Below are 22,938 nucleotides of genomic sequence, written 5' to 3'. Positions count from 1 at the left end.
GGCGGTGGCTCAGCAGCGGCCCCCACCGCGTCACCGCGATCGACCGGGTCAGGTTCCGCGCCGCCCCGGCCCGCCCCCGAGACCGACGCGGACGCGGCGCGGATGGGTGAGTGCCGCCCGCACGATGCGTTCGAGCATCCCGCGGTCCACGTCGACCGGCAGCAGCGACCGGTGGCGGTCGCCCACCGCGGACGTCCAGCGATGCGCCATCACGAGCCGTCCGCCGCGGACAGCCGCCGCGAGTCCCGCCGCGTGCCGGACCGGATCGACGGCCACCCGAAGGACGCGCGGTACGGAGCCGGGGCCCGGGCCTACGGCGGGCGACACGTCCTTCTCCGTGGCGGTGAGACCGACGTAGCCGTTGCCGGAGCTGTGAACGAAGAGCGTCAGTGTCGTGTTCAGGGCTGTTACCGGCCCGCGGTCGCCCCGGACGACGGCCGCGGCCCCCGGCAGGCCGTCCAGATCGACGTACAGGAACGGCAGGCGCACCTGCCCGTCACCGCCCGGCATGGCCTCCAGAGTCACCCCGAGCAGCGGTGCGGCATCGCGGAACGGGGGGTCGGGCACGGGCGAGCGGGGGCCGTCCGCGGCGGTGACCGTCACCTCGAAGCCCGCGTGGGGCCGACGGAGCGCGTCCCCCGTGCCGGCGTCCACCGGGGTCAGGAGACGGGATCGACGGCGGGCGCCGCGGCAGCCCTGATCCGCCCGTCGTGGTCCAGCACATCGCTGCTCCTCAACCGGTTCTCGATGTGCTCCAGTACGGTCCGCTCGACGTCACAGACGGCGATTCCCTCGACGACCGTGTGCACGTTGTCCCGATTGCTCGCGATGGGGGCGCCCGAACAGGCTCCGAAATACTTGCAGTTCAGGCAGTTCGCGGCCATCCGGACCTCGGAGGCGGTGGCCGAGGCGTCGAAACGCGGCCCCGAGAGCAGCTCGTCGAGCGGGGTGGTGAAGATGTTGCCCAGTGAGGCCTCGGGGTCCTCGTAGGGGTCACCGTAGGCGTAGATGTCCCCGGGGGTGTTCACGACCATCACCGAGAGCCATTCGCGCTGGTTGAAATAGACACGGGGCGCGTCGGGGTTGAGGTGGCGCAGCACGATCTGGAAGTGGCTGTCCAAGGGGGAGACCTGCACGGGGGTGTCGCTCTCCAGCCAGAGGTCGGCCATCTCGTTGAGGGCGGAGACGATCTCCGGGACGGTGATGTCGTACGCCACGTGCTGGTCCTCATAGGCGCCGTCGAAGAGCGGGAGGACCCTGAAACCGATTCCCGCCTTTTCGTAGAAGGAGAAGGTGTCCTTCACACGCCCCAGGTTCTTCCTGGTCAGCACGGTGATACAGCCGAAGGGAACGCCCTCGGAACGCAGCCGTTCCATGTTGGCGACGACGTTCCTCTGCTGGTTCCTGCCGGCGATATTGACCCGTAGCCCACTGAAGAGGTCCACGGAAACACCGACATGGTCGAAACCGTCGCGGAGAAGCCGGATCCGTTCGTCGTCGAGGACGGTGAGATTGGTCTGGACGAAATTGCTCACCTTCAGCGAAGTGCCGAAGATCTCACGCTGGTCGTCCAGACTGCGCCAGTAGTATTCCGGATCGATCATCAGCGGTTCGCCACCGTGCCAGACGATGTGGAGGTGCGTGCGCACCCCGTCCTCCTGGTCCTTCTTCACGTAGTAGTCACGCATATGCGTGTACATGGAGCGCAGTTGTTCACGGCTCATCCGCTCGCGCTGTCCGAGCTCGGCGAACTCATAGCAATAGGTGCACCGCAAATTGCAGAACTTGGATATTTTGATGACGAACTGAACCTGCCTGGACGTTTCCCGTGCCACTGGTGGGCCTCCTCGCGCTTCGGGATCTCGGGATCTCAGGACTGCGGAGCACCGGATGCGGCCGGGACGTACGGTCCGCATCCGGTTCGGAGCCGGTGGTGAACAGGCGCGGGAGCGCCGGCGGGTGACGTCAGGCCAGGTCGTCGAGGATGCGGCTCAACGGCGCGACGGCGGACGTCCGCTCGGACGGCGTTGGCGTGAACCCCTGGAGATACGGCTGGACCCGCTGCAGGTACGGATTGACCACTTCGTTGTAGACCCTGTTGTAGATCTCGTTGAACTGCCCGAACAGGCCATCGGCGGACTGTGCCTCCTGGTCCGCCTCCGCCGCCTGGGCGGCGAGGGCGGTGCGCGCCGAGTCGGAGACGGTGACCGTCTGCGCGGGTTCGTCGGCGGCCTGGGCCACTCCTCCCGCGAACACGGGCACACTCAACCCGGCGGCGATGGTCGCCAGATAGGCGAGATAGCGCTTGGAATCGCCTGCTCTCATAACTCCTCCATTTTCCGGGAACGCGCCCGTTGGACGCGAGGAGTCGGGGTCGGCACACGGCGCTACGAGGCCAGGGTGCGAGCACGACTCTGCGTCACGGTGGTACACGTACCTCATGGCCGAACAACCGGAGCGCCGACGCCGGTATACCCCCGGCCGGTTGGACGGGGAATTCCCGGGGGAACACGAGGTTGCCCCGTGCGCCTGACGCTGCCGGTATTGAAGCGTCACGCCTCCGGGCGGTCAACAGGAATCACACCCTCCCGTTACCGGCTCATCATGGCCTGATGGGCCACGACGAATGTTCGCGAGAGGGCACGATCGACCGCTCCCGAATTGCCTACACCCCACCTTCACCCCACCTTCACCTTGGGAAACCCAAGGTGAACCGTGCCCGACTGCGGGCAGAGCGGAATCGTCTCCCACGCCTCATGGGCAGTCTGCGTATTCCCCCGCGCCACTTCCGCCCCACGTCGATCGGATTGGCGGACTTTTGCAGGGGCATATTTGGCGCAAATGTGCTGCCGACCTCTTGGTCAGAAGAAGGAGAACTCGTGAGTTTCTGATCAATGAGCAAAACGGCGCACCATCACCATCACCACCACCGGCATCGTGATCGGCGTCCCGGCGCCCGCATGGCCGCATGACCACATGGCGCCCGAGGAACTGTCCGGAACGTTCGGTGCCATCGCTTCGGCCTGTACTCGTCCGCGCCCCCACCGGCATCCGGAACGGGCGGCGATACGGGTTCGATACGTTGGCGGCCCCGGGGGGAGCGGCGGCGCCACGGGTCCCGGCGTTCTTCGGCCCGATGGCTGCCGGTGCGGGGGCCTGCTTCCCGGGCGATGGGGCCGTGGGCGGTGAGGGCGCGTCGGCCAGCCGACGGGACGGGGCGGTGCCGCGAGGCGAAGGAAGGCTGGGGCCGGTTCGATTCTCCAGGGCCAGGTCGCCGAGGTCCCAAACGCGGCGTCCGCTTGCATGCGAGGCGGGTGGTGACGTCCGGGGGGCCGGGGTGGATCCTCTGCATGGGCCCGATGCCGACCGGACAGGGCCGCAGGGCGGCCGAGCGCGGAAAAGCTCCTGGTGGTTGCGGGTGGTCCCGGACGGCAACACGCCCACCAGGAGCTTCATCGTCGCGGAGTGCCGTCCGGCACCCGGCGGGAACATCGCACGCCGTTGGGTGCCGGACAGGACTCCACGGGAACTAGACGGTAATCGTCGTCACATAGGCGGCCGTCGCCTTCACTCCGCCGGCGCGGCTCGATGCCGGCTCCGCCTCGAACGGGCACAGTTGGGACGACTCGTCGCCCCTGTGGCCGGAGCGCCGGATTCAACTCCGGCCGGGCTGCGGCGGGCACACCTTTGAAGGACCGGCGGCCTCACTCACTTCCGAATGCGCCACCGAATGCGCCACCGGACCCGACACGTGCCGGTCACCGCTGAACCTGTGCGAACCGGTCGGCTTCGGCGAACTCACCGCCATCCGTCGGCCGGTGGGCAGAGCAGGGGGGCCTGGCAGGCATCGACCACGATCATGATGCCCGGATCACCCACCTGCCACTGGCCTGCGGCGACGAGTCGGTGGACGGCCTCCCGAATCCGGGAGGTGGTGATGGTGTGTGGGCATGGCTGTGCGGTGGCGGCGCCGCCACCGCATCGGTGCACCGGGGTCAGTTGAGGGTCAGGAAGGTGCCCGCGCCGTTGGAGTACTCGATCCAGGCGGTGGACCGGGCGTCCACCGGGATGCCGGACCAGGTGGCCGTGAGGTCGATCGGGGTACCAGGAGTAACACGGGAACGGCCGGGCGTGACGGTGACCGTGCCCCTGGCCGGGCTGTCCTCGGTGATGTTGTTCACCTGGTAGGTGTACGGGGTGACGCTGTCGCCGCTGGTCTCGTCGACGGTTACCACAGCCAGGAAGAGCTTCCCGGCCTTCGGCCGGCGCAGGGTGATGGTGGATGTTCCGTTGCTGTCGGTGTCGGCGATCTGGAGTTCCTGCGGGGCACCGTCGACCAGGGGTCCCCAGACGACGCCGGCGATGTTGCCTGCGGCCAGGTCGAAGTGGACCGAGATCTGGGAAGCCCTGGTGCCGGCCGGGATCGTCGCCTCGTAGTAGACCTCGGCGGTTCCGGTCAGGCTGCCCTTGGTGGGGGGCGAGGAGACCGGACCGTGGGCGGTGGCCGTGAGAGTTGTGGCGGCCGGGGTGACGGAGTAGGTGACCTCGCCGTTGGTGCCGGTGCCCTTGATCTCGGCAGGGGCGTGGACGCTCTGTGGGGTGACGACGATCGGACTGCGGACGGTGCTCCGGCCGGAGGTCCAGGTGAGGGAACCGGTGTTGAGGACTCCCGAGGGAGCGGTGGTCACGTCGAGCTTGACGGTGAAGGTGCGCTTCTGCCCGGGGTGGCTGAAGTGCAGGACGGACGGGGAGACGGTGGCCTTGATACCGGGAAGGCCGACCTTGGCGCGGTAGGTGCCGGCCGAGGTGGCGGTGACGGTGCGGGTGACGGTCTGGGTGCCGAAGAGTTCACCGATCGCGATGGAGGGGTAGTTGAGGTCGCTGGGGTCGATCGCCCTGGTTCCGGTCCGGGTGTCGATGCCGACGCCCTCCAGGTAGGCGAGCCAGTCCCGCTCGGTGGAGTCGTAGACGAGTCCGGGCCGGAGCATGGCCCGGGCGTCGACCTCACCGGCGCCCTGGGCGAAGACGTCGTCGCTGTTCTTGCCGTCGGCGGTCTTGGTGGGGGTGGCGGTGGTCATCATGGCCGACTTGACGCTCATGGGGGACCACGCGGGGTGCTCGGAGAAGTAGAGGGCGGCGAGGCCGGCGATGTGCGGGGCGGCCATGGAGGTGCCGGAGTAGAAGTCGAAGTCGCGGCCCTCGTTACCGGGCGGCGATACGGCGGCGAGGATGGTGGCGCCGGGCGCGGTGATGTCGGGCTTGAGAAGGTCGCCGTTACCGGTGAGGGAAGGGCCGCGGGAGGAGAAGCCGGCGACCTGCGGGTAGGCGGCGCTGTCGCCGCCCCTGGTGAGGGTGGCGGTGGCGTTGTCCGTGGCGGCGTAGTCGCGTACGGCGGTGGCGTCGGCGGCGTTCAGGTGGACGGTGGGTATGGAGTGCAGGTCGCCGTCGGTGCTCGCGTCGGCGGTGTTGACCAGGACCATACCGATGCCGCCGGCTCGCTCGACCTCGGCGGATTTGTCGATGCGGGCGTTGGTTCCTCGGTCGCAGACGACGGTCTTCCCGGTGGTCCGTGCGGGGTCGAGGGTGCCCGTGAAGCAGAGGTTGGCGTCGGCGGTGTCGGCGTCGGCGGTCTTGACGGCGGCGGCGCGGACGAGGGGTGCGGAGCCGACGGTGTTGTGCACGCTGGTGCTGATGCCGGTGTAGCTCTTTCCGTTGCCGAGGGTCACGGTGCCGGTGTGGGAGGCGATGGTTCCGGCGGCGACGGTGGTCGTCCACGGGGCGGTGTTGTCGAGGCTGGAGGCCTCGGGGCCGGCGTTGCCCCCGGCGGTGGCGACGAAGACACCGGCGGTGGCGGCGTTACGGAGCGCGGTCTGGGACGGGTCGTCGTACGTGCTTTCGGTTTCGCCGCCGAGAGAGTAGTTGATGACGTCCACGCCGTCGGCGACCGCCTGGTCGATGGCGGCCACGAGATCGCTGGTCAGGCCGCCGTCCTGGGTGCCGTCCTTGCTCTGCCAGAGGGCTTTGTAGACGGCGACGCCGGCGGCGGGGGCGACGCCGGAGATGGTACCGAAGTCCTTGCCGTCGGCGGTGGCGTGGACACCGGCGTTACCGGCTGCGGTCGACGCGGTGTGGGTGCCGTGGCCTTCGCTGTCGCGGGGGGAGAGGTAGCCGGCGCGGTTGGACTCGGGGACGCGTTGGAGCCAGGCGTCCCCGAAATAGCGGGCACTGATGACCTTCTGGTTGCAGGCGGCGGCGGTGAAGCTCTCGCCGGTCTGGCAGGTGCCGGTGAAGGTGGTGCCGTCGGCCTTGTGCATGACGGTGGTGGTGCCGTCGAGGTAGGGCCGGTAGGGGTCGCCCTTGGCGGGCTTCCTGCCGGGTTTGCCGGTGGGCTTCTCGGCCGTGAGTGCGGGAGCCCGGAAAGAGGCGCTCTCGGGCCAGACCCCGGTGTCGATGACGCCGATGACGATGCCCTTGCCGGCCTTGGCGGTACCGCCAAGGGCTGCCCACAGACCCTTCCGGCCTGAGAGGCCGAGGAAGTCGGTGGAGTTCTTGTCGTCGGTGGCGTGGTGGAATCGGTCGGGGGCGATGCCGGTGACGCCCTCCGTGGCGGCCAGCTGGACGAGCTGGCGGCCGTTGAGCTGGGCGCTGAAGGTGTTGGTGGTGACGGCGTAGTGCTGGCGGACGGTGGCGCCGACCTTCTTGGCCATGTGTTTCTGTTCGTCGACCAAGTGGGTGCGGTAGCGCTTGGCGTTGGTGGTGGTGACGTCGAGTTTCCTGCCCTCGGTGGGCTTGGTGGCGGGCAGGCTGTCGATGCCGCCGTCGTAGGTGACGAGGGGTTGGTCGGCAAGGGTGATCAGGTAGGTGCCGGCAGCGAGCGGGGTGGTCCGGCCGGTGGCGGTGGCGGGGGTGGCAAGGGGAAGGCTGAGGGCGGCGAGGGCAGTGGTGAGCAGGGCACCGATGGCGCCGCGTCGGGTGCGGGACGCTCTTCGTGGCTGAGGTGTCACGGGTTTCCTCACAGGTGTCCGGACATGCCGGTGGCGAGCAGGAGTGCTCGCCCGGCGGGTGCGTGGGCCGACGGCTGGGGTGGATGAACCGCCTTTCACGTGGGGGTTGATAGGCGATTCGGGAGAAGTGAACGCTGTGCGATCACTTGATGTCCAGATAATTTGTTGGCGTCTTTGGTCTGATGGCCAAACGCGCCACCTGTGAGGGGACGGTCGGCCGGACGCGACTGCTCGTACCTGTCCGGGGACGTCCCAGACGTGTGGCAGGGAAGGCTGAGTGTGCTGGAAGCAGCGGGCGTGAGCGCGTTCGACGAGGACGTGTACCGGGCGGTGTTGTCACGACCGCAGAGTGCGGTGCGTGATCTCGCGGAGAACGCGGGGGCCGGGGTGGCGCGGACAGGACAGGCGTTGAGGCGTCTTGCCGGTCTGGGGCTGGTGCGGCGGGTGGGGAGGGGCCACGGGGAGGCGGTGAGTCCGCGGTCCGCGTTGTCCGTGCTGCTGAATCGGCGCCGCTCCGAGGCGGAGACGGTGTTCACGGGGGGTGGAGACGGAGTTCGCCGATCTGCATCGCCTGCACCGGGCCGGGCAACTGCGTTCGGATCCCGGCGCCTTGGTGGAGGTACTGACGGGTCGGGAGGTGATGACCCGCAAGATCGAGGAGTTGAACCGGTCCGTCACCACGCACCTGTGGACGCTGGACAAAAACGCCGTATCTGGAGCCGGTGGGACAGCCGCATTTCCACGAGCGGGAGACGGCGACGACGCGGGAGTGGGCGGAGCGTGGGGTGGACATCCGGGGCATGTACTGCCTGGAGTCGATGGAGCCGCCCGGGCGGCTGGAGACGCTTCTGAATCTGGCGGCGCTCGGGGAACGGTCACGGTTGCTGCCGCATCTTCCGTTCAAGGCCCGGATCGTGGACCGGCGAATTGCGGTGGTGCCGTTGGCGGGGGGAAGCCAGGACTCCATCGTGCTGGTGCATCCGTCAGGTTTGCTGGACGGGCTGATGGAGCTGTTCGAGGCCTACTGGGAGCAGGCCGAGCCGCTGCTCACCGAATGTCCGGATCCGGTGGAGGGGCCCAGCCAGAAGGAGTTGCTGCTGCTGCGGTTGCTGCACGCCGGGTGCAAGGACAAGGCGATCGCCCGGCAGCCGGGAGTGAGTGTGCGTACGGCGACGCGTCGGGTGGCGGCGTTGATGGGGAGGCTGGATGCGGGAACGCGGTTTCAGGCCGGGGTGAAGGCCCGGGAGCGGGGGTGGGTGTGAAGTTCCCCCATGAATGCGCTCCCGAGTGCCGTCCCGGTCCCGCGCCACTTGGTGAACCAGCGGTGGGCCGCGTCCCAGGGCATCGGATCGCGCGGAAGCAACCGCCACCGGCATCCCGACCGCAGCACGTGGAACACCGAGCCGAGCAGCCACCGTTCTCCGTACTTGCGCATCCCGCCGCCTTTTCGCAGGTCACGTACGGGACGTAGCGGCTGGATGAGCTCCCGCATCTCATCGGCCGGGCTGGACGGACAGCATGGGCCGCTGACGGCCTCGGAGTTGTCGTGCCGGCACACAACCACGTGCTCATTCCCGCGCAGTCGCCATGCCCGGGAGGCAGATCACGACCGTCACGTCTCACGCATGATCAGCCGCCCGACAGGCTCTCAGACGCACACATGGGCGGCGTACGACGCCGCCCTCCCGGAACCGACCGCCGAGTTCAGCTGCCACGAGGAGCAGTGGCCACCCCCCGCCCGCAGCCCCGGCAGCCTGGGGGTGACACCTTCGTCCCCTCGATGCACCCGGGCCGGTGTACGGCTCGCTCTCGGCCGCACGGATAGTTCCTACCGGGCGGCCGGCCAAGTCCTCACCAGTGAATCCTTGTTCAGTGGCCCCAACGACATCGCGGCGTGGTCAAGGTTCCCGTACCGGCGGCGAGCCCGGCGCATCTACCGGATCCTCGGGCGGCCAATGACAACCGGACCTTCTCCGCGACCGGCCACGCGGCCCTTCGCCGGCCTCGACCAGGTGCCCTGGGCAGAACTCACCCACTGCTACGGTCCGGCGACCGGCGTCCCGACCCAGCTTTGCGACCTGGCCTCTCCCGACGAGGACACCCGCACCCGGGCATGGGGCAGCCCCAGTCGTACCGGACTCGTCATCCCGCACCGCCGACAGCGTCCTTGGCAAGCCGGCCAGCCAGCCAACCGTCGCCGAAGTCAGTCGTTGACGATCAGGAAATCGACAGCGGCCGTCAGGGATTCCGGCCAGTCGATGAAGACTCGTGTGAAGACGCCGCCGTCATACGGTATGAGGTTGAGGACGCTCATTTTCGCGGCGACCATGAATTTTGGCGCCCCCGGAGTGGTGGGCGGGTATTCTCCGATGGAGGCGAAAACCAGTGACGTTGTGCGGATTCTCTGACCGGCGCCAGTGAAGAGTTCCAGGTCCTGCACGCCATGTCCGCCACCCAGGTAGATTCGCCCGCCGAAGGAGTTCGGGCCGATCGCGAAGGTCTTGACCTCGTCCAATGAGATTCTGGTGACCGGAATTTCTTCTGCTTCCTCTTGCATGTCGCCCCCTGTTGTCAGGGTTGAATGAGGAATGGTGCGCTCCTCGCTCCTCACCTTCCAGCGTGTTTGCCTGTGTGGCTGATCGCAACTGGCGAGAACGGCTGCGGACGTGCTTCCCCAACGTCCGGTCCCCGGCTGCGAGTCCTGGGGTGGTGCGACTGGACCTCCGGACGGCGACGGAGTTCGGTTCGCCCTCGGTCTGTGCGGGAGTTCCGGGCTCGGGCTCGTTCCGCTCCCGTACAGGAGCGCTCCAAAGTGAGGCGTTCGTCGGGCAGCTCGACCACCACGATCTGATATCACGTCAGCAGCTCTCGGGTGATGGCGTCCGACGAAGTCATCGACGACAGTGCGTCCCGTGAATCCTCTGGTCCGCCATGGAACAGACCATCTTCCGCGGTAGTGGATCGAGCGCCACAGGCTCTCCCGCCTCCCGCCTCCCGCCTCCCGCCTCCCGCCTCCCGTCTCCCGCATCCTGCCTCCCGCCCCCTGTCTCTCGTCTTCCGTCGCCCGCGACCGGCGACGCGGCGGCCGATCCACGCAGATCTACGAAGTCGCCGTCAGACGCAGTCGGCGCATGGCCGGGACCTGCTCCTGGTTGTGCACGGAGGACCGGGTCTTCCCTGGCGACCCACCGGTCCCTGTGGCCTTGCCCGGCTTTGCTGCCTTCGATGAGGTGTGCGGCGGCGCATGTGGCTGAAGCGCTGCTGGACCGTGCGGCTCTCCCGTGCCACGTTCGAAGTCGCGGGGGGAACCGGCTACGGGGGACAAGGATGCTGGTGACGGAGTTCAGCACGGAGGTTGTGGCGGCGGCGGAGCAGTTCGCGCTGTGGGAAGAAGTCACAGCGCGATCACACATGCGCAACCGGCTGCGGAGCAACGACAGTAACGACTTCCGTGCCAGGACGCGCGGCCTGGACTTGGGGGAGGCGCAGGTGTGTGCGCCGACCTACCCGCATCTGGAGATCGCGCGGACCGCAAAGCTGATACGGCAGTTCGACCCAGAGGTCTACCAGATCAACTACTTTCTCGATGGGAGGGGGACTGTCTCCCCGGCGGGTGGAGACACGCCGCTGCAGCCCGGCGACCTCCTGCTGTTGGGCAGCAGCCGTCCCTGCCGCGGCGAAGTCCAGGCCGCCCCGAGTGCTTGGTCGCATGTGACCGTGCGGCTCCCCCGAGAACTGCTGCCGCTGCCGGAGAAGCTGGTTCAGCGCCTGATCGCGGTCCCGATCAGCGGGCGCCGTGGCATGGCCGGGGTGTTCGCCGGCCGGCTGACCGACCTCACCACACGCTCAACGGAGTTCACCCCGGACGACATCCCCACCCTGGCCTCGGTCGCCGTGGGCCTTCTGGCGTCCGCGTTCGCCGGCTGCCTGGAGGTGGAGAAGACGCTGACGCCGGAGACCCGCCGCAGTGCCCTGAAAGCCCAGATCAACGCGTTCGTCGAGCAGCACCTCGCCGACCCGGATACGACTCCCCGGACGATCGCGGACGCCCACCACATCTCCCTGCGCCATCTCCAGCAGCTGCTCGCCGAGGACGACACATCGCCGGCCGCCTGGATACGCCACCGCCGTCTGGAGCGCTGCCGCCTGGATCTGGGCAACCCCTGCCTGAACACCCGCCCGATCCAGACCATCGCAGCCTGCTGGGGCTTCACCGATCCCACTCACTTCAGCCGCCTGTTCCGGGCCACCCACGGGATACCGCCGCAGGACTACGGAAACCTGCCTCCCCGGACGTGCGCGAATCGTCAACACTCCTGCGCGGAATGACAAGTCCCGAGGCCAAGTGCGTCCGGAACGCCGGAGGCATGTACGACCTCTACGTCTGGGTGTGACCCGCGCCGCTGCTCTGTCGGACCCTTGCGTGAAAGGCGGCCCGAGGGTGAACACGCGGCGGCACCCTGGCCCGTGAGGGGCACATGGTTGACGCCTCGAACGCGTCAGCGTCTCATCTTCATCCGGCCGGTCGTGCTGTACCGAATCCCCCAATCCCTCCAGGGTGTTGGGGGATTCGAGACCCGGTTCCCCCGGTCGTGATGTTTATCCGGCGGTTGGGGGTTGGTGTCGTTCGGATCCCGTGGGGTCGCCCGGGGCGAAGATGGCGTTGACCGGGCCGCGTGGCGGCTGTTCGACGGCTGGGAGCATGTGGTGGATGACCAGAGGCAGGGGTATGAGCAGACGTACACGGAGCTGTTGGGGGTCGTGGCGCGGCTGGATGCCCTGCGGCGGCGCGGTGGGCGCGAACTGGACCCGATGGCCACTGCGGCGATGCACGCCTCCAGTCACGCGGCCTGGACCCTGTGGCGCGCCATGCGGCGGGAAGTGACTCCTCCGTTGTTCGCCGATCTGGGCGATGAGTTCCTCGACCTGGCCAGGGAATGGACCATCAGCCCGCCGCCGCCCCGGGCCGGGACCAATGCGGCGCACGCCGCGGTACTGGCCTGGGACGGGCGGCCCTCCATGATGGACCCGGGATGAACTCCGGCCCGAGCCAGGTGATGTGCTGGTCATCGCTGCCCCCCGCCGCACCGACGACCGGGCCGACCGCCCGGTTCGGGGTTCGGCCGAGAAGCATCCATCCATGGCGAAGGGCGGAAAGCTGCCCTGTGGCGTCGACAAGGACACGGTGACGAGCGGTCGGAGCTGCTCCTCCTGTGGTGGCGGGAACGGCTGGATGACAGTGAAGGCCAACGGCAGGGAGGCGTGGGTCGCTGCGGAGTGTGTGGGGATCGGCTGGGGGTGATCTGCAGCCGCGATGCGGACTGCCGTTCCCGGACCGTACTGGCGAGGGCGCGCTGAGCGCCTCGGTTCGCCTCAGTCCAGGAGGGGCTCAGAGCGTGTTTTTTGCGGAGGGCGTGTGGGAGGCTCTCTCAGTCAAGCGCCTGGGCCCTGCCCTGCGTGAAGCTCACGTAGTCCTCCTGATGTGCCGGGCGTCCGGATGAGCAGTGCCGACTCCGCATCGAGCAGTGGACCCGTCAGGGGAGAAGAAGGTGGATCGGTGGCCGGTCACTACGACATCCTTGAGCCCGCAGAAGCTGAGGCGCGGTTCAGCGTCTCCGACCACGTCGACTATCCATATCAGGATTACGGCGACGAACAGGAGATCCGCCAGTACCTGGGTGGCTTGCGGCTGAACGGTGACTTCACGGCCGAGACCGACGAGGACGACTTCTGCTACACCAACGTGATCGTTGATGGCGATCTCGTGGCCGACGGCAACTTGGAGTGGAGCGACGAGGGGTACGGAAGCTTCCTGCTCGTCACCGGCGACCTGCGAGTCCGCAACCTGATTCTGCGCGGAAACCCGACCGTTGTCGTGCGGGGAAACCTGGCGGTGGAGGGCACCGTGCTGGGCCGCCTCGGTGACGATGGCGGCTACCTCGCCGTTCTCGGAGAAACGCAGGCAAGGACCATTGTCCTCCTGGACGACTTCCGTCTACGCGCTGCCACCCGGCCCCAGGCAACCCTGGCGGGGATGCCTGGATTGTTCTCCCATCCGGTCGACATTACCGACCAAGGCATGGAAGTCGACGGGAAAGGCACGCTCAGCGACCTGCTCCTGCCGGAATTGATCGACGAGGAGCGAGGTGTGGATAGCCGCAAGGTTGAGCCGACGGTGCGGAGGGGGCTCCCTCTCTTTCGCGACGGTGTTGGAGCCAGCGCTCTCGGAATGAACCACTGACATCGGTCAGGCGGTTTGCGCAAGATCAACACTTTGGAGTGCTGGACGAGTTGTTCGTGGTCCTCGCGCGGCGGCGTGCGTGCGTCATCCACACGGGGCTGCGTTCGACGACCCGGCGGCGGGGCAGCTCGATGAAACGGAGGCATCCCTGGCACGGCTGACCGCGAGGAATGGTCCGTGAGTGGGGCTGCGCGCGAGCTACTGCTCCGCCAGGAAGGGCTGCTCTTCCTGGCGGGCGGGCCGATCCTCCGGCCGATCGCCGGGCCCTGCTCCGTACACCGGTGTGACCCCCGGCGCCGATAATGCGGAGTCGCCTGTGTGCTCAGGAGGATGCTGGCCGCAGGGCGAATGTCAGTACGGCGCAGAGTTGTTGTCGGCGGACATGGTCCGGGCGACGCGGCAAAGCCGGTCGCCTTCCAGGCCCCCGCCCCCGAACCGGCAGCGTGGAATGAGCAGGAGATGACCGAAGCGAGCAGCGAGGACGGCCGCGTCGTCCGGCGCGAGACGGAGCAGGTCGTCAACGAGATCGCCCAGGGGCTCCGCACGTTGGACGACGGGGCAGCCTGGTTCTCCGGTCTCTCGCCGGCGGGCCGGCAGGACGCGCTGCGGGAGGCCGGCGGCTACGCGATGCAGGCGCACATCACTGTCGCCGACGGCCGCACCGGCGTGGCCCGCTCCGAGGTGAAGGCCACGGCCAACCCCTCGGTGATGATCTGCATGGACCCGCCCCGCAGCGGGTTCGCCAACCTCCCGGCCGACGAGCACGTGAAGGCGTTCCGTGTACTCGTCTCCGTGTTCGCCGTCGCCGATACCCGTCGCAGGGAGATGTACTGCAAGGGCACCTGCGGACACGCATGGCACCACCTGCCGACGGCAGTCGAGCAGCCGTAGCGGCACTGAAGTTCAGCAGCGGACCATTCTTCCTGCGGAAGAGTCTCCCTGCGTCGGTACTCGTACCGCCGGAGACAGTCTTCGAACACCGGCACGATGGTGACGCTGCGGCCGACACGCTCGTACCAGGGCCCACCTTGCGTGTCGCGCAGCCGGCTCAGGCAGTCATGGGCGCACGTCCCGCAAGAGGTACCGCAGCATGGACAGCGGGCGTTGTCGTGGTCGGGGCGGAAGACGTTGTCCCTGTCCTGTCCCCGTCCTGCCACCGTCGCTCGCGGACGTCACACCGATGGTTGTGGGAATCCGGAACTGCTGGACCGATTCCCGGTCCGGAGTTTCATCAACAGCCAGCCAGCCAGCCAGCCAGCCAGCCAGCCAGCCACCGCCACCGGTCCGCCGCGGCCGGCCCGTGGCCGACCGTCAGCCGGAGAGCAGCGCTCGACCCCGACCATCCGACCGTCGGGAAGACCCTGCTCTGTCAAGAGGGTCCGCAAGGGCTGAACCTGGGCGGCCTGCGCCAGGACCGCATTCTCAATGAGCCGGCCGAAACCACCGTTCCGCTCAGGCTGACGGGCTCCGCGGGGTCAAGGAGAAGGCGGCCATGCGCTACGTCACCGAAGCCCACCCCGACCCCACCCCGAGCGCACCGCGAAGCTGCCCCGGTGGCCGGCTGAGCCGGTCGCCTCAATCAGCGGCGACAGCCTTGGGCATGGTGGCGGGCGCGTCCCGGACACCGAGGCGCAGGTGTTCGACGTGGTACAGCGCCTGGTCGAGGAGTTCGGCGACGTGGTTGTCGTAGAGGGCGTAGACGATCGAGCGGCCGTGGCGCTCGCCGGTGACCAGCCCGAGGTTGCGCAGCAGGCGCAGCTGGTGGGAACAGGCGGACGCTTCCATGCCCACGGCCTCCGCGAGCTCGCTCACCGAGCAGGCGCCTTCCTGGAGCCGGGCCAGGATGTACAGCCGCGAGGGCGTGGCGAGGGCCTGGAGGGTGGCGGCGACGTCGGCCGTGCCGACGGCGTCGAGGCGCTCGCGGGTGGTGGCGCTGCTGGCGGTGTCGGTTCCGTGGCCCATGCGGACATCATACCCATGACACATGAAGAACTGTTCAGGTGTTCCTGTGTGGTGGGCTGTTGCCCCGTCCGACCGCGAAGGGTCGTTCTGTCATGTCTTCTGTCCTGGATCGGCGGCCCGCCCCGGCCGCGGCCGGGCCGCGCCCGGCGGCCTCCAGCCGGCGTACGCGGGTGCTGGCACTGCGGGAGGCCCGGTGGGCGCTGGCCGCGCTGGTCCTTTTCCTGATCGCCCTCCCGCTCAACCTGCTCGGCGCTCCGGTGTGGCTGTGGGCGCCGCTGTTCGCCGCCACCTACATCACAGGCGGCTGGGAGCCGGGGTGGGAGGGCCTGAAGGCGCTGAAGGACAAGACCTTGGACGTGGATCTGCTGATGGTGGTCGCCGCCCTGGGCGCCGCGGCCATCGGGCAGGTCGTGGACGGGGCGCTGCTGATCGTCATCTTCGCGACCTCCGGCGCCCTGGAAGCCATGGCGACTGCGCGGACGGCGGATTCCGTGCGCGGTCTGCTCGACCTCGCGCCCTCCACGGCGACCCGGATGCTGCCGGACGGCGGCGAGGAGATCATCGCCGCCGAGTCCCTGAAAGTCGGCGACATCGTCCTGGTGCGGCCCGGCGAACGGGTCGGCGCCGACGGCCTGATCCTGGAAGGGGCGAGCGATGTCGATCAGGCCACCATCACCGGCGAGCCCCTGCCGGTCGCGAAGCAAGCCGGGGACGAGGTGTTCGCCGGCACCGTCAACGGCACCGGCGCCCTGCGCGTGCGGGTCGAGCGCGATCCGTCCGATTCGGTGATCGCGCGGATCGTGAAAATGGTCGAGGAAGCCTCCGGGACCAAGGCCCCCACCCAACTGTTCATCGAGAAGATCGAGCAGCGGTACTCCATCGGCATGGTCCTCGCGACCGTCGCCGTCTTCGCCATCCCCCTCGCCTTCGGCTCCGCACTCCAGCCCGCCCTGCTCCGGGCGATGACCTTCATGATCGTCGCCTCGCCGTGCGCGGTGGTGCTGTCCACGATGCCTCCGCTGCTGTCCGCCATCGCCAACGCGGGCCGCCACGGAGTGCTGACCAAGTCCGCCGTCGTCATGGAGCGCCTGGGTCAGGTCGACGCCGTCGCCCTGGACAAGACCGGCACCCTCACCGAGGGCGCCCCCCGCGTCACCGCCGTCCGCCCTCTGCCCGGTTCCGGGCTGGATGAGGACGCGCTGCTCGCGCTGGCGGCCGCCGCCGAGCACCCCAGCGAGCACCCCCTCGCCCGCGCCGTCGTCGACGCCGCCCGCGCACGCCGGTTGCACCTGCCCGAAGCGCTCGACTTCGCCTCCACCCCCGGCCTGGGTGTGCGCGCCACCGTCGAAGGGCGCACCGTTGAGGTCGGATCGCCCGGCCGCCTCCCGGTCGCCACCGAAACCGCGTCAGAAGCGGTGGAGCAACTGGAGGAGGCCGGGCAGACCGCGGTGCTGGTCCTGCGCGAGGACACCCCCGTCGGCGTGATCGGCATCGCCGACCGGCTGCGGCCGGATGCCGCCGCCACCGTCGCCGCACTCACCGAGCTGACCGGCCGCACCCCGGTCCTGCTGACCGGCGACAATGAACGCGCCGCCCGCTACCTGGCCGCCCAGGTCGGTATCAGCGACGTCCGCGCCGGACTCCTGCCCCAGGACAAGGTCACCGCAGTCAAGGAGTGGGAGGCGGCGGGGCGGCGGGTCCTGGTCGTCGGTGACAGCGTCAACGACGCCCCCGCCCTGGCCGCCGCACACACGGGTATCGCCATGGGCAAGGCCGGCTCCGACCTCGCCCTGGAGACCGCCGACGCCATCGTCGTCCGCGACGAACTCGCCACCATCCCCGGCGTCGTGGACCTGTCCCGAAAGGCCCGCCGATTCGTGATCCAGAACCTGGTCATCGCCGGGATCTTCATCGCCGGGCTCGTGATCTGGGACCTGACCGGCACGCTCCCTCTGCCGCTCGGCGTCGCCGGACACGAAGGCTCCACCGTCGTCGTCGGCCTCAACGGCCTTCGCCTGCTGCGCGAACGAGCCTGGACGAACCCGCTCGGCCAGGACGCCGTGTGAGCGGCCGCACCGGCCGCGACCGTACGGTCTCCGCCCCCGCCGGGGCGGTCGGCGCCGCCCGGTGCACCGTCACCGTCTGCCGGGGATGCTGCTGCGGCACCCCGCCCAAGGTGCCCCGCCCGGACCACGAGGCCCAACTCGCCCATCTGCGCCACGCGCCCGCCGGCGTCGCGGCGGTCCGGCGCACCGACTGCCTCGATGCCTGCGAGCGCGCCGGCGTCATCGTCATCCAGCCCTCCGCCGAAGGACACGCGGCCGGCGGCCGCCCGGTCCGGATCGGCCAGGTCAACGACCATGGGCGCCGCCGGCATCACCGCCTGGGTCCGCGCGGGCGGCCCCGGCCCGGCCGAACCGCCCGGCGTCCTCGACTCGTACGCCGTCCAGCCGTCCCGCCGCGTCCGCGCCGGACGCCACGACGAGTGAAACGCCGTCAACGCCCACACTCAGCCGGTCACCTGGCCCTGTCCCGCGGGCCCGGCGAGCCATGTGGTGTTCAATTCAGTCCCTTATGGTGCCCGCGGCCCGTGGAACATGTCCGCGGGCGCGTCCGGCAAGGAGCCACGAACTTGAGCAGCGCACCCTCACCCGTATCCGGGTTGCCGGACGAGCTTCAGCGGCGCCTGGGGGTGCCGGACGCGGTGCTGATCGGGCTGGGGTCGATGATCGGCGCCGGCATCTTCGCCGCCCTGGCCCCGGCCGCCCGCGCGGCCGGCTCCGGCCTGCTGCTCGGCCTCGCCCTCGCCGCTGTCATCGCCTACTGCAACGCCACCGCCTCCGCCCGGCTCGCCGCCCTCTACCCGGCCTCCGGCGGCACCTACGTCTACGGGCGGGAACGCCTCGGCGAGTTCTGGGGCTACCTGGCAGGCTGGGCATTCGTCGTCGGCAAGACCGCCTCCTGCGCGGCCATGGCCCTGACCGTCGGCACCTACCTCTGGCCGGGCCACGCCCACGCGATCGCCGTCGCCGCCGTCGTTGCCCTGACCGCGGTCAACTGCACCGGAATCCAGAAATCCGCGCTCCTCACCCGCGCCATCGTGGCGATCGTCCTCGTGGTGCTGGCCGCCGTGGTGGTCGCCGCTCTCAGCTCCAGCGCCGTGGACGCGGCCCGCCTGGACATCGGCTCCGACGCGACGGCCGGAGGGGTGCTGCAGGCGGCGGGCCTGCTGTTCTTCGCGTTCGCCGGCTACGCCCGCATCGCCACCCTCGGTGAAGAGGTCCGCGACCCGGCCCGCACCATCCCGCGCACCATCCCGATCGCGCTCGGCATCACCCTCCTCGTCTACGCCACCGTCGCCGTCTCCGTCCTGCTGGTCCTCGGCCCGGGCGGTCTCGCCGCGGCGGGCGCACCGCTGACCGACGCCGCGCGAGCGGTCGGCGCCGACCGGCTCGTCCCCGTCGTACGCATCGGCGCCGCCGTCGCCGCCCTCGGTTCCCTTCTCGCCCTCATCCTGGGTGTCTCCCGGACCATCCTGGCCATGGCCCGCGACCACCACCTGCCCCATGCCCTCGCCGCCGTGCACCCGAAGTCCAAGGTCCCTCACCGGGCCGAACTCCTTGTCGGCGCCGTTGTCGCCGCAGCGGCCGCGACCGCCGACGTACGCGGAGCGATCGGGTTCTCCTCCTTCGGGGTGCTGGCCTACTACGCCATCGCCAACGCCTCCGCCTGGACCTTGAGCCCCGCCGAAGGCCGTCCGGCCCGGATCATCCCCGCGGTCGGCCTCGTCGGCTGCCTCGTCGTGGCCCTCGCCCTCCCACTGCCCTCCGTGGCCACCGGAACCGCTGTACTCATCGTCGGTGCCGCCGTGTACGGCATCCGCCGTGTGGCCGCCCGCTGGCGGTAGCCGTCTCCTCCACCGCACCGGGCTGGACCCACACCGGGTCCGTGACGAACCCGTCCGCGAACGGCTGCCCAAGGCAGTAGCGGGGCGTTTCGGCGCTTCTCCAGTACAGGAATCCGCGAACCCGCGCGCTTCGAGGAGGCCGGGACGAGGTCGCGGAGGCCCCGTGGTGGCCGTCAGCCCGGGAGCGCGCGGAAGCGCCGGCCCCGGGTCGCAGCGGCGTTGCGGAGCTTCGGCAAACCGCGACGGCTTTCTCCTCCCGCACCAGCGCTGCCCGGTCCTGAACCGGGCGGAGCGCCCGGACGGCTCCTGGTACGGGTGGACACGGTCCGGCCGCACCGGCATGTGGTGGCGGCAGAGAAGTTCTGCACCCTCGGAAACTCACAGTCAAGCACTTCGGGCAGCAGATGACCGAAGGGGTCCCTGGGATGACCGAAGGGGTTCCTGGACCGGTGCGAGGCGACCGGGGCGACGGACCCACCGCAGTGCGGGACGACGGCACGGCCGCGGCCGTGCCGGCCGCAGCGCGCGCCGACCGGGGCCCGGCTCCGGGTGGAGGCCTTGCCCCTGCGAGGGCTTGTTCAGGAGGGAGCAGGTGTGATTCCGGATGACTGCTGGTCGTCGCTTCCCCGGCCTTCGCTGCCCTGCGGCGCAGCCTCGTGAGCTCCGGAGGGGACCGCGGACGGGGTGCGTGTGGAGCGGAGCAGGGTCGTGATGAGCAGCGCGCCCCCCGCCATCAGCACCGCACTGGCCACCGCGGCGATCCGGGTCTCCCGGGCGAAGGCGTCGAACGCCGCGTCCCGCGCCGCCTCGGCGGTCTCGGGCGGGAGCTTCGCGGCTGTGCCGAGGGCGCCGCCGAGGGTGTCGCTCGCGGCCTCCAACTGCCCGCTGGTGAGGGTGGCGGGGGCGTCGGCCGCCATCTGAGCGCGGTAGACGACGGTGCCGATGCTGCCCAGGACGGCGATGCCCAGCGCCCCGCCGAACTCGGCGGAGGTCTCCGCCAGTGCGGAGGCGGCCCCGGCCCGTTCCGGCGGGGCGGCGGACAGGATCACTTCGGTGACCACCGCGGAGACCGCGGCGATGCCGAGCGAGGCGACCGTCAGGCCCGCGGCCAGATGGACGACCCCCGAATCGCCCCGGATCAGGGCCAGTACGACGAAACCGAGGGTCGCGACGAGCAGGCCGGCGGCGATGACGTTGGGCTTGCCGACACGCGGGGCGAGCACGGTGGCCAGGGTGATGCCGAGCGGCATCACGAGGAAGGTGGGCAACGACCACAGGGCCGCTTCGAAGGGGTCCAGGCCCAGTACGAGCTGCATGAACTGCCAGGAGAAGAGGTTGAAGCCGACCAGGGCGAACGTGGCCAGGGCGTCGATGAACAGGGGCACGTTGAACCGGCGGGTGCGGAAGAGCCCGAGATCGATCATCGGGTTCCGGGACACGCGCTGACGCCGCAGGAACGCCGCCCCCACCACGGCCTGAGCGACCAGGGTCCCGGCCGGCTGGAGGGCCGATTCCGGCTGGCGGAGGCGCTGGCGCACGACGCACGCACAACCGGTGCGACGCCACTGCCGCCTCTGCCGTGTTCCTGAGGGCCTCCGGCGGCCGACCCGAACTCGACCGTGTTCCGGTGGTCATCGACGAGAACAACCGAGGATGCCGTCGAACCGTACAGAGCCGCGCCGGCACGATGCCGAGCCCAGCGGCGACTGTCTGGGCGCCGGCGCTTAGGGTCGAGACGCGGAGATGCGGCGGGACTTCGCGAAGCAGGCGCCTTCCTCGCGAAGCACGCGGCGGGACCTCGCGAGGAAGGCGGCCGGAGCTCGCGGGGGAGAGGGAGCGGCGCGAGCGTGAAATGCACCAGGAGGAGCCATGAGTAGCAAGCGAAGCCCGCAGGTGCAGGCGCCCGCCAAGGGCGTACGGCGGATGTGGCTGCTGCCCGACCCGGGTGAGGACGAGCCGTTCATCGACGTCCGTAAGGACGGTCACGGGACGCTGAATGTGTGGGTCGCCCGGGACGGACGGCACGATCATTTCTGCTTCGCGCTGACCGCACGGCACATCGCCGCTGCGGACCGCAGCGCACTTCGGCGTTGGGCCGTCTTCGCAGTACTCTTCGGTGAACTCGCTGTTTTCCACCCCGATGCCGCCCCGGCACGTCCGCCGGGAGAGTGCCGGCGGGTGATCGACACGATCCTCGATGGCACCGATTCCGAGGTCGAGCGGTACTTGACCATGATGAACAAGCGTTTCCTGGGCGGTCTCCGGGATTCACTGGCGTTGTTGTGCGAGGCGGATCTGACACGCTCCCGGGACCGTGAGGCGTTCGAGAAGCGGCTGTGGTTCGGCGCTGAGTCGTTGATCATCAACGACGCGGAACGCTCCCGGCGTGCGCAGGAGGCGGAACACGGGGCAGCAGCCAGGGCAACCGCGGTGCGGCAGGCCTTCGGGCCGTACAGCGAAGCTCTCCTGATGGCCGAGCGCGACGAGGCCGTGCGACGTGCCATCGATCTGCTCGGCTCGAACCCGGTGATCAGCGAGTTCGGGGTCGGTGCACCCGCACATCACGACCGGTATCTCACGTTCGGCTCCGGCGGCGAGATCATGCTCCGGGACGGGGTGGTGACGGCGATCCTCTTCCATGTCCAGCCCACCGCGGCCGCGCCGCGCGGCTTCGCGGGGCTCGGCACCCTGATCCCCGGGCTGAGCCGGGACGCCTCAAGAAGTCAGGTCGAGGAGGCACTCGGCGAGCCGATGGCCGGACGCCCGGGCCCGAACCCGACCCACCCCGTCGGGGGCGGGTTCGTGAAGGTCTTCTACGACGGGTGGGCCAAGAAGGATGCGCCGGGTCATCTGAAGCTCATCCAGATGACAGCGGAGGACACGTACGCCAAGACCGATCCTGCCGACGAGCGTTGCCCTGGCTGCGCGGGCATGTTGATCAGGACGGCATCGGCGTCCGACAGAGTTGACGTGAACGCAACGATCGCGGCGTTGCGCGAAGGGGTCGCCGCAGGCCGTCTCCGCCAGGCGCACCAATGGGTGGCGCTGGACGACATGCTCAGCCTGTACGACTCCCGACTGATGAAACGCGTCGTGGCACAGCTGGGATGCACGGTCTGTCACCGGCACATCTTCTTCGCGCTGCATCGCGACGCGGACCCGACTTTCGCATACGTCTCGATCAACGACACCTGTCGGCGAACCCCGGAGCGGGTCCCGTCGGTGGAGCGGTGGGGTGATGCCGCCCGGATCGCGCGGGAAGCGCAGCGCCCGGAACAGATCGCGACCGACGGCAACACCTGGGTGCTGTTCTCCAGGGACGAGCATCTCTTCATGAACGCGCGCTGCTGGTACAGCGCCGTGGAGCGGTCGATACTGATCCGCCTGGATGCCGCCGAGGTGCGGCAGTACGAACGCGACGGTGAGGCCTTTTTGTCCCGACTGCAGGAGGCAATCAACCGCACCTGGACGAGCAGCGACAATCCGTGGCACTCGCGCGACCTGACGCGGAGCGGGATGTCGAACGAGGAGGCCATCGAGGCGAGCCTGGCCGCAGCGCCGGAGACGCAGGCGTGAGCAGCCGGAGCATCACCACACCCGAGTCGGGCGGTACGGACGGGGATCACCACGGTTCTCGGCCGACGCGGTGCCGCGCCGCCCCGACGAACGGCCGCACCCGCTGACCACCCGGCGGAGACGCGACCATGGCGATTCGAGCTGGTGCCCGCGAGGTGTGTGCTTCGCCTGTTGCCTTGACGGTTTCGAGCCCGCAGCCGCCGTACTGAGCACACGCGTGCGTGCGCGCGTCGCGGAGTTTCCGCAGG

At 69.5% G+C, this 22,938-nt stretch carries 17 protein-coding genes; 9 read left to right on the top strand and 8 right to left on the bottom strand.

What is annotated here, in order from left to right:
* Positions 1-48: 48 nt before the first annotated feature.
* The 4 genes from ACIGJO_RS30125 to ACIGJO_RS30110 form a co-directional block, all read right to left on the bottom strand.
* A complete protein-coding gene (locus tag ACIGJO_RS30125; protein ID WP_399963519.1) occupies positions 49-654 on the bottom strand; it encodes a hypothetical protein in 606 nt (201 codons plus the stop codon).
* Positions 655-659: 5 nt separating this feature from the next.
* Entirely contained in the window at positions 660-1,916 is a 1,257-nt protein-coding gene (locus tag ACIGJO_RS30120; RefSeq protein ID WP_399963517.1) for a radical SAM protein, read from the bottom strand.
* A 49-nt stretch (positions 1,917-1,965) separates the two neighbouring features.
* Positions 1,966-2,325 carry a hypothetical protein gene (locus ACIGJO_RS30115; protein WP_399963515.1) on the bottom strand — a complete coding sequence of 120 codons (360 nt, stop codon included), beginning with the start codon at positions 2,323-2,325 and terminating at the stop codon, positions 1,966-1,968.
* Between the two features lie 1,670 nt (positions 2,326-3,995).
* Positions 3,996-7,004 (bottom strand): S8 family serine peptidase, encoded by a 3,009-nt coding sequence (locus ACIGJO_RS30110; protein WP_399963513.1) that lies wholly within the window; start codon positions 7,002-7,004, stop codon positions 3,996-3,998.
* A 722-nt stretch (positions 7,005-7,726) separates the two neighbouring features.
* On the opposite strand from ACIGJO_RS30110, the gene ACIGJO_RS30105 reads away from it, so the two are divergent.
* Positions 7,727-8,266, top strand: a complete 540-nt coding sequence (locus ACIGJO_RS30105) for a hypothetical protein (RefSeq protein ID WP_399963511.1) — start codon at positions 7,727-7,729, stop codon at positions 8,264-8,266.
* On the opposite strand, the gene ACIGJO_RS30100 is transcribed toward ACIGJO_RS30105, so the two are convergent.
* Both ACIGJO_RS30100 and ACIGJO_RS30095 read right to left on the bottom strand, forming a co-directional pair.
* Positions 8,227-8,496, bottom strand: coding sequence for a transposase (locus ACIGJO_RS30100; protein WP_399963509.1), 270 nt, complete (start codon positions 8,494-8,496; stop codon positions 8,227-8,229). The genes ACIGJO_RS30105 and ACIGJO_RS30100 overlap by 40 nt on opposite strands.
* A 711-nt stretch (positions 8,497-9,207) precedes the next feature.
* The gene (locus ACIGJO_RS30095; RefSeq protein ID WP_399963507.1) at positions 9,208-9,561 is read right to left on the bottom strand and encodes a hypothetical protein; all 354 of its coding nucleotides are present in this window, start codon (positions 9,559-9,561) and stop codon (positions 9,208-9,210) included.
* A 770-nt stretch (positions 9,562-10,331) separates the two neighbouring features.
* Between ACIGJO_RS30095 and ACIGJO_RS30090 the strand changes: the two genes are divergently transcribed.
* The 4 genes from ACIGJO_RS30090 (at position 10,332) to ACIGJO_RS30075 (ending at position 14,136) form a co-directional block, all read left to right on the top strand.
* Positions 10,332-11,333, top strand: a complete 1,002-nt coding sequence (locus ACIGJO_RS30090; protein WP_399963505.1) for a helix-turn-helix domain-containing protein — start codon at positions 10,332-10,334, stop codon at positions 11,331-11,333.
* A 378-nt stretch (positions 11,334-11,711) separates the two neighbouring features.
* A complete protein-coding gene (locus ACIGJO_RS30085) occupies positions 11,712-12,041 on the top strand; it encodes a hypothetical protein (RefSeq protein ID WP_399963503.1) in 330 nt (109 codons plus the stop codon).
* A 520-nt stretch (positions 12,042-12,561) separates the two neighbouring features.
* Complete coding sequence (locus tag ACIGJO_RS30080; RefSeq protein ID WP_399963501.1) at positions 12,562-13,245, top strand: hypothetical protein; 684 nt, start codon at positions 12,562-12,564, stop codon at positions 13,243-13,245.
* Positions 13,246-13,704: 459 nt separating this feature from the next.
* Entirely contained in the window at positions 13,705-14,136 is a 432-nt protein-coding gene (locus ACIGJO_RS30075) for a DUF5958 family protein (RefSeq protein WP_399963499.1), read from the top strand.
* 684 nt (positions 14,137-14,820) lie between these two features.
* On the opposite strand, the gene ACIGJO_RS30070 is transcribed toward ACIGJO_RS30075, so the two are convergent.
* Positions 14,821-15,207, bottom strand: a complete 387-nt coding sequence (locus ACIGJO_RS30070; RefSeq protein ID WP_399963497.1) for an ArsR/SmtB family transcription factor — start codon at positions 15,205-15,207, stop codon at positions 14,821-14,823.
* 92 nt (positions 15,208-15,299) lie between these two features.
* Here ACIGJO_RS30070 and ACIGJO_RS30065 point away from each other — a divergent pair, with 92 nt between their 5' ends.
* From ACIGJO_RS30065 to ACIGJO_RS30055, 3 genes are all read left to right on the top strand, one after another.
* Positions 15,300-17,273, top strand: coding sequence for a heavy metal translocating P-type ATPase (locus ACIGJO_RS30065; RefSeq protein WP_399963495.1), 1,974 nt, complete (start codon positions 15,300-15,302; stop codon positions 17,271-17,273).
* Positions 17,274-17,567: 294 nt separating this feature from the next.
* Positions 17,568-17,696: a hypothetical protein gene (locus ACIGJO_RS30060; RefSeq protein WP_399963493.1), complete on the top strand. Its 129-nt coding sequence runs from the start codon at positions 17,568-17,570 to the stop codon at positions 17,694-17,696.
* A 143-nt stretch (positions 17,697-17,839) separates the two neighbouring features.
* Positions 17,840-19,114: an APC family permease gene (locus ACIGJO_RS30055; protein ID WP_399963491.1), complete on the top strand. Its 1,275-nt coding sequence runs from the start codon at positions 17,840-17,842 to the stop codon at positions 19,112-19,114.
* A gap of 578 nt (positions 19,115-19,692) precedes the next feature.
* Here ACIGJO_RS30055 and ACIGJO_RS30050 read toward each other — a convergent pair.
* Positions 19,693-20,652 (bottom strand): MFS transporter, encoded by a 960-nt coding sequence (locus ACIGJO_RS30050; protein WP_399963489.1) that lies wholly within the window; start codon positions 20,650-20,652, stop codon positions 19,693-19,695.
* A gap of 331 nt (positions 20,653-20,983) precedes the next feature.
* Between ACIGJO_RS30050 and ACIGJO_RS30045 the strand changes: the two genes are divergently transcribed.
* Positions 20,984-22,690, top strand: a complete 1,707-nt coding sequence (locus ACIGJO_RS30045) for a hypothetical protein (RefSeq protein ID WP_399963487.1) — start codon at positions 20,984-20,986, stop codon at positions 22,688-22,690.
* Positions 22,691-22,938 lie beyond the last annotated feature (248 nt).

The sequence above is a fragment of the Streptomyces sp. NPDC079020 genome, from assembly GCF_044542225.1.
Lineage (GTDB): Bacteria > Actinomycetota > Actinomycetes > Streptomycetales > Streptomycetaceae > Streptomyces.
The sequence above is the reverse complement of the archived record's forward strand: the minus strand, read 5'-3'. Positions and strand labels throughout refer to the sequence as shown.

Coding starts and splice junctions, on each gene's coding strand:
- ACIGJO_RS30120 (WP_399963517.1), bottom strand. CDS start 1,916: ATGCGGACCGTACGTCCCGGCCGCATCCGGTGCTCCGCAGTCCTGAGA.
- ACIGJO_RS30115 (WP_399963515.1), bottom strand. CDS start 2,325: ATGAGAGCAGGCGATTCCAAGCGCTATCTCGCCTATCTGGCGACCATC.
- ACIGJO_RS30100 (WP_399963509.1), bottom strand. CDS start 8,496: ATGCGGGAGCTCATCCAGCCGCTACGTCCCGTACGTGACCTGCGAAAA.
- ACIGJO_RS30095 (WP_399963507.1), bottom strand. CDS start 9,561: ATGCAAGAGGAAGCAGAAGAAATTCCGGTCACCAGAATCTCATTGGAC.
- ACIGJO_RS30090 (WP_399963505.1), top strand. CDS start 10,332: ATGCTGGTGACGGAGTTCAGCACGGAGGTTGTGGCGGCGGCGGAGCAG.
- ACIGJO_RS30075 (WP_399963499.1), top strand. CDS start 13,705: ATGACCGAAGCGAGCAGCGAGGACGGCCGCGTCGTCCGGCGCGAGACG.
- ACIGJO_RS30070 (WP_399963497.1), bottom strand. CDS start 15,207: ATGGGCCACGGAACCGACACCGCCAGCAGCGCCACCACCCGCGAGCGC.
- ACIGJO_RS30065 (WP_399963495.1), top strand. CDS start 15,300: ATGTCTTCTGTCCTGGATCGGCGGCCCGCCCCGGCCGCGGCCGGGCCG.
- ACIGJO_RS30060 (WP_399963493.1), top strand. CDS start 17,568: ATGGGCGCCGCCGGCATCACCGCCTGGGTCCGCGCGGGCGGCCCCGGC.
- ACIGJO_RS30045 (WP_399963487.1), top strand. CDS start 20,984: ATGAGTAGCAAGCGAAGCCCGCAGGTGCAGGCGCCCGCCAAGGGCGTA.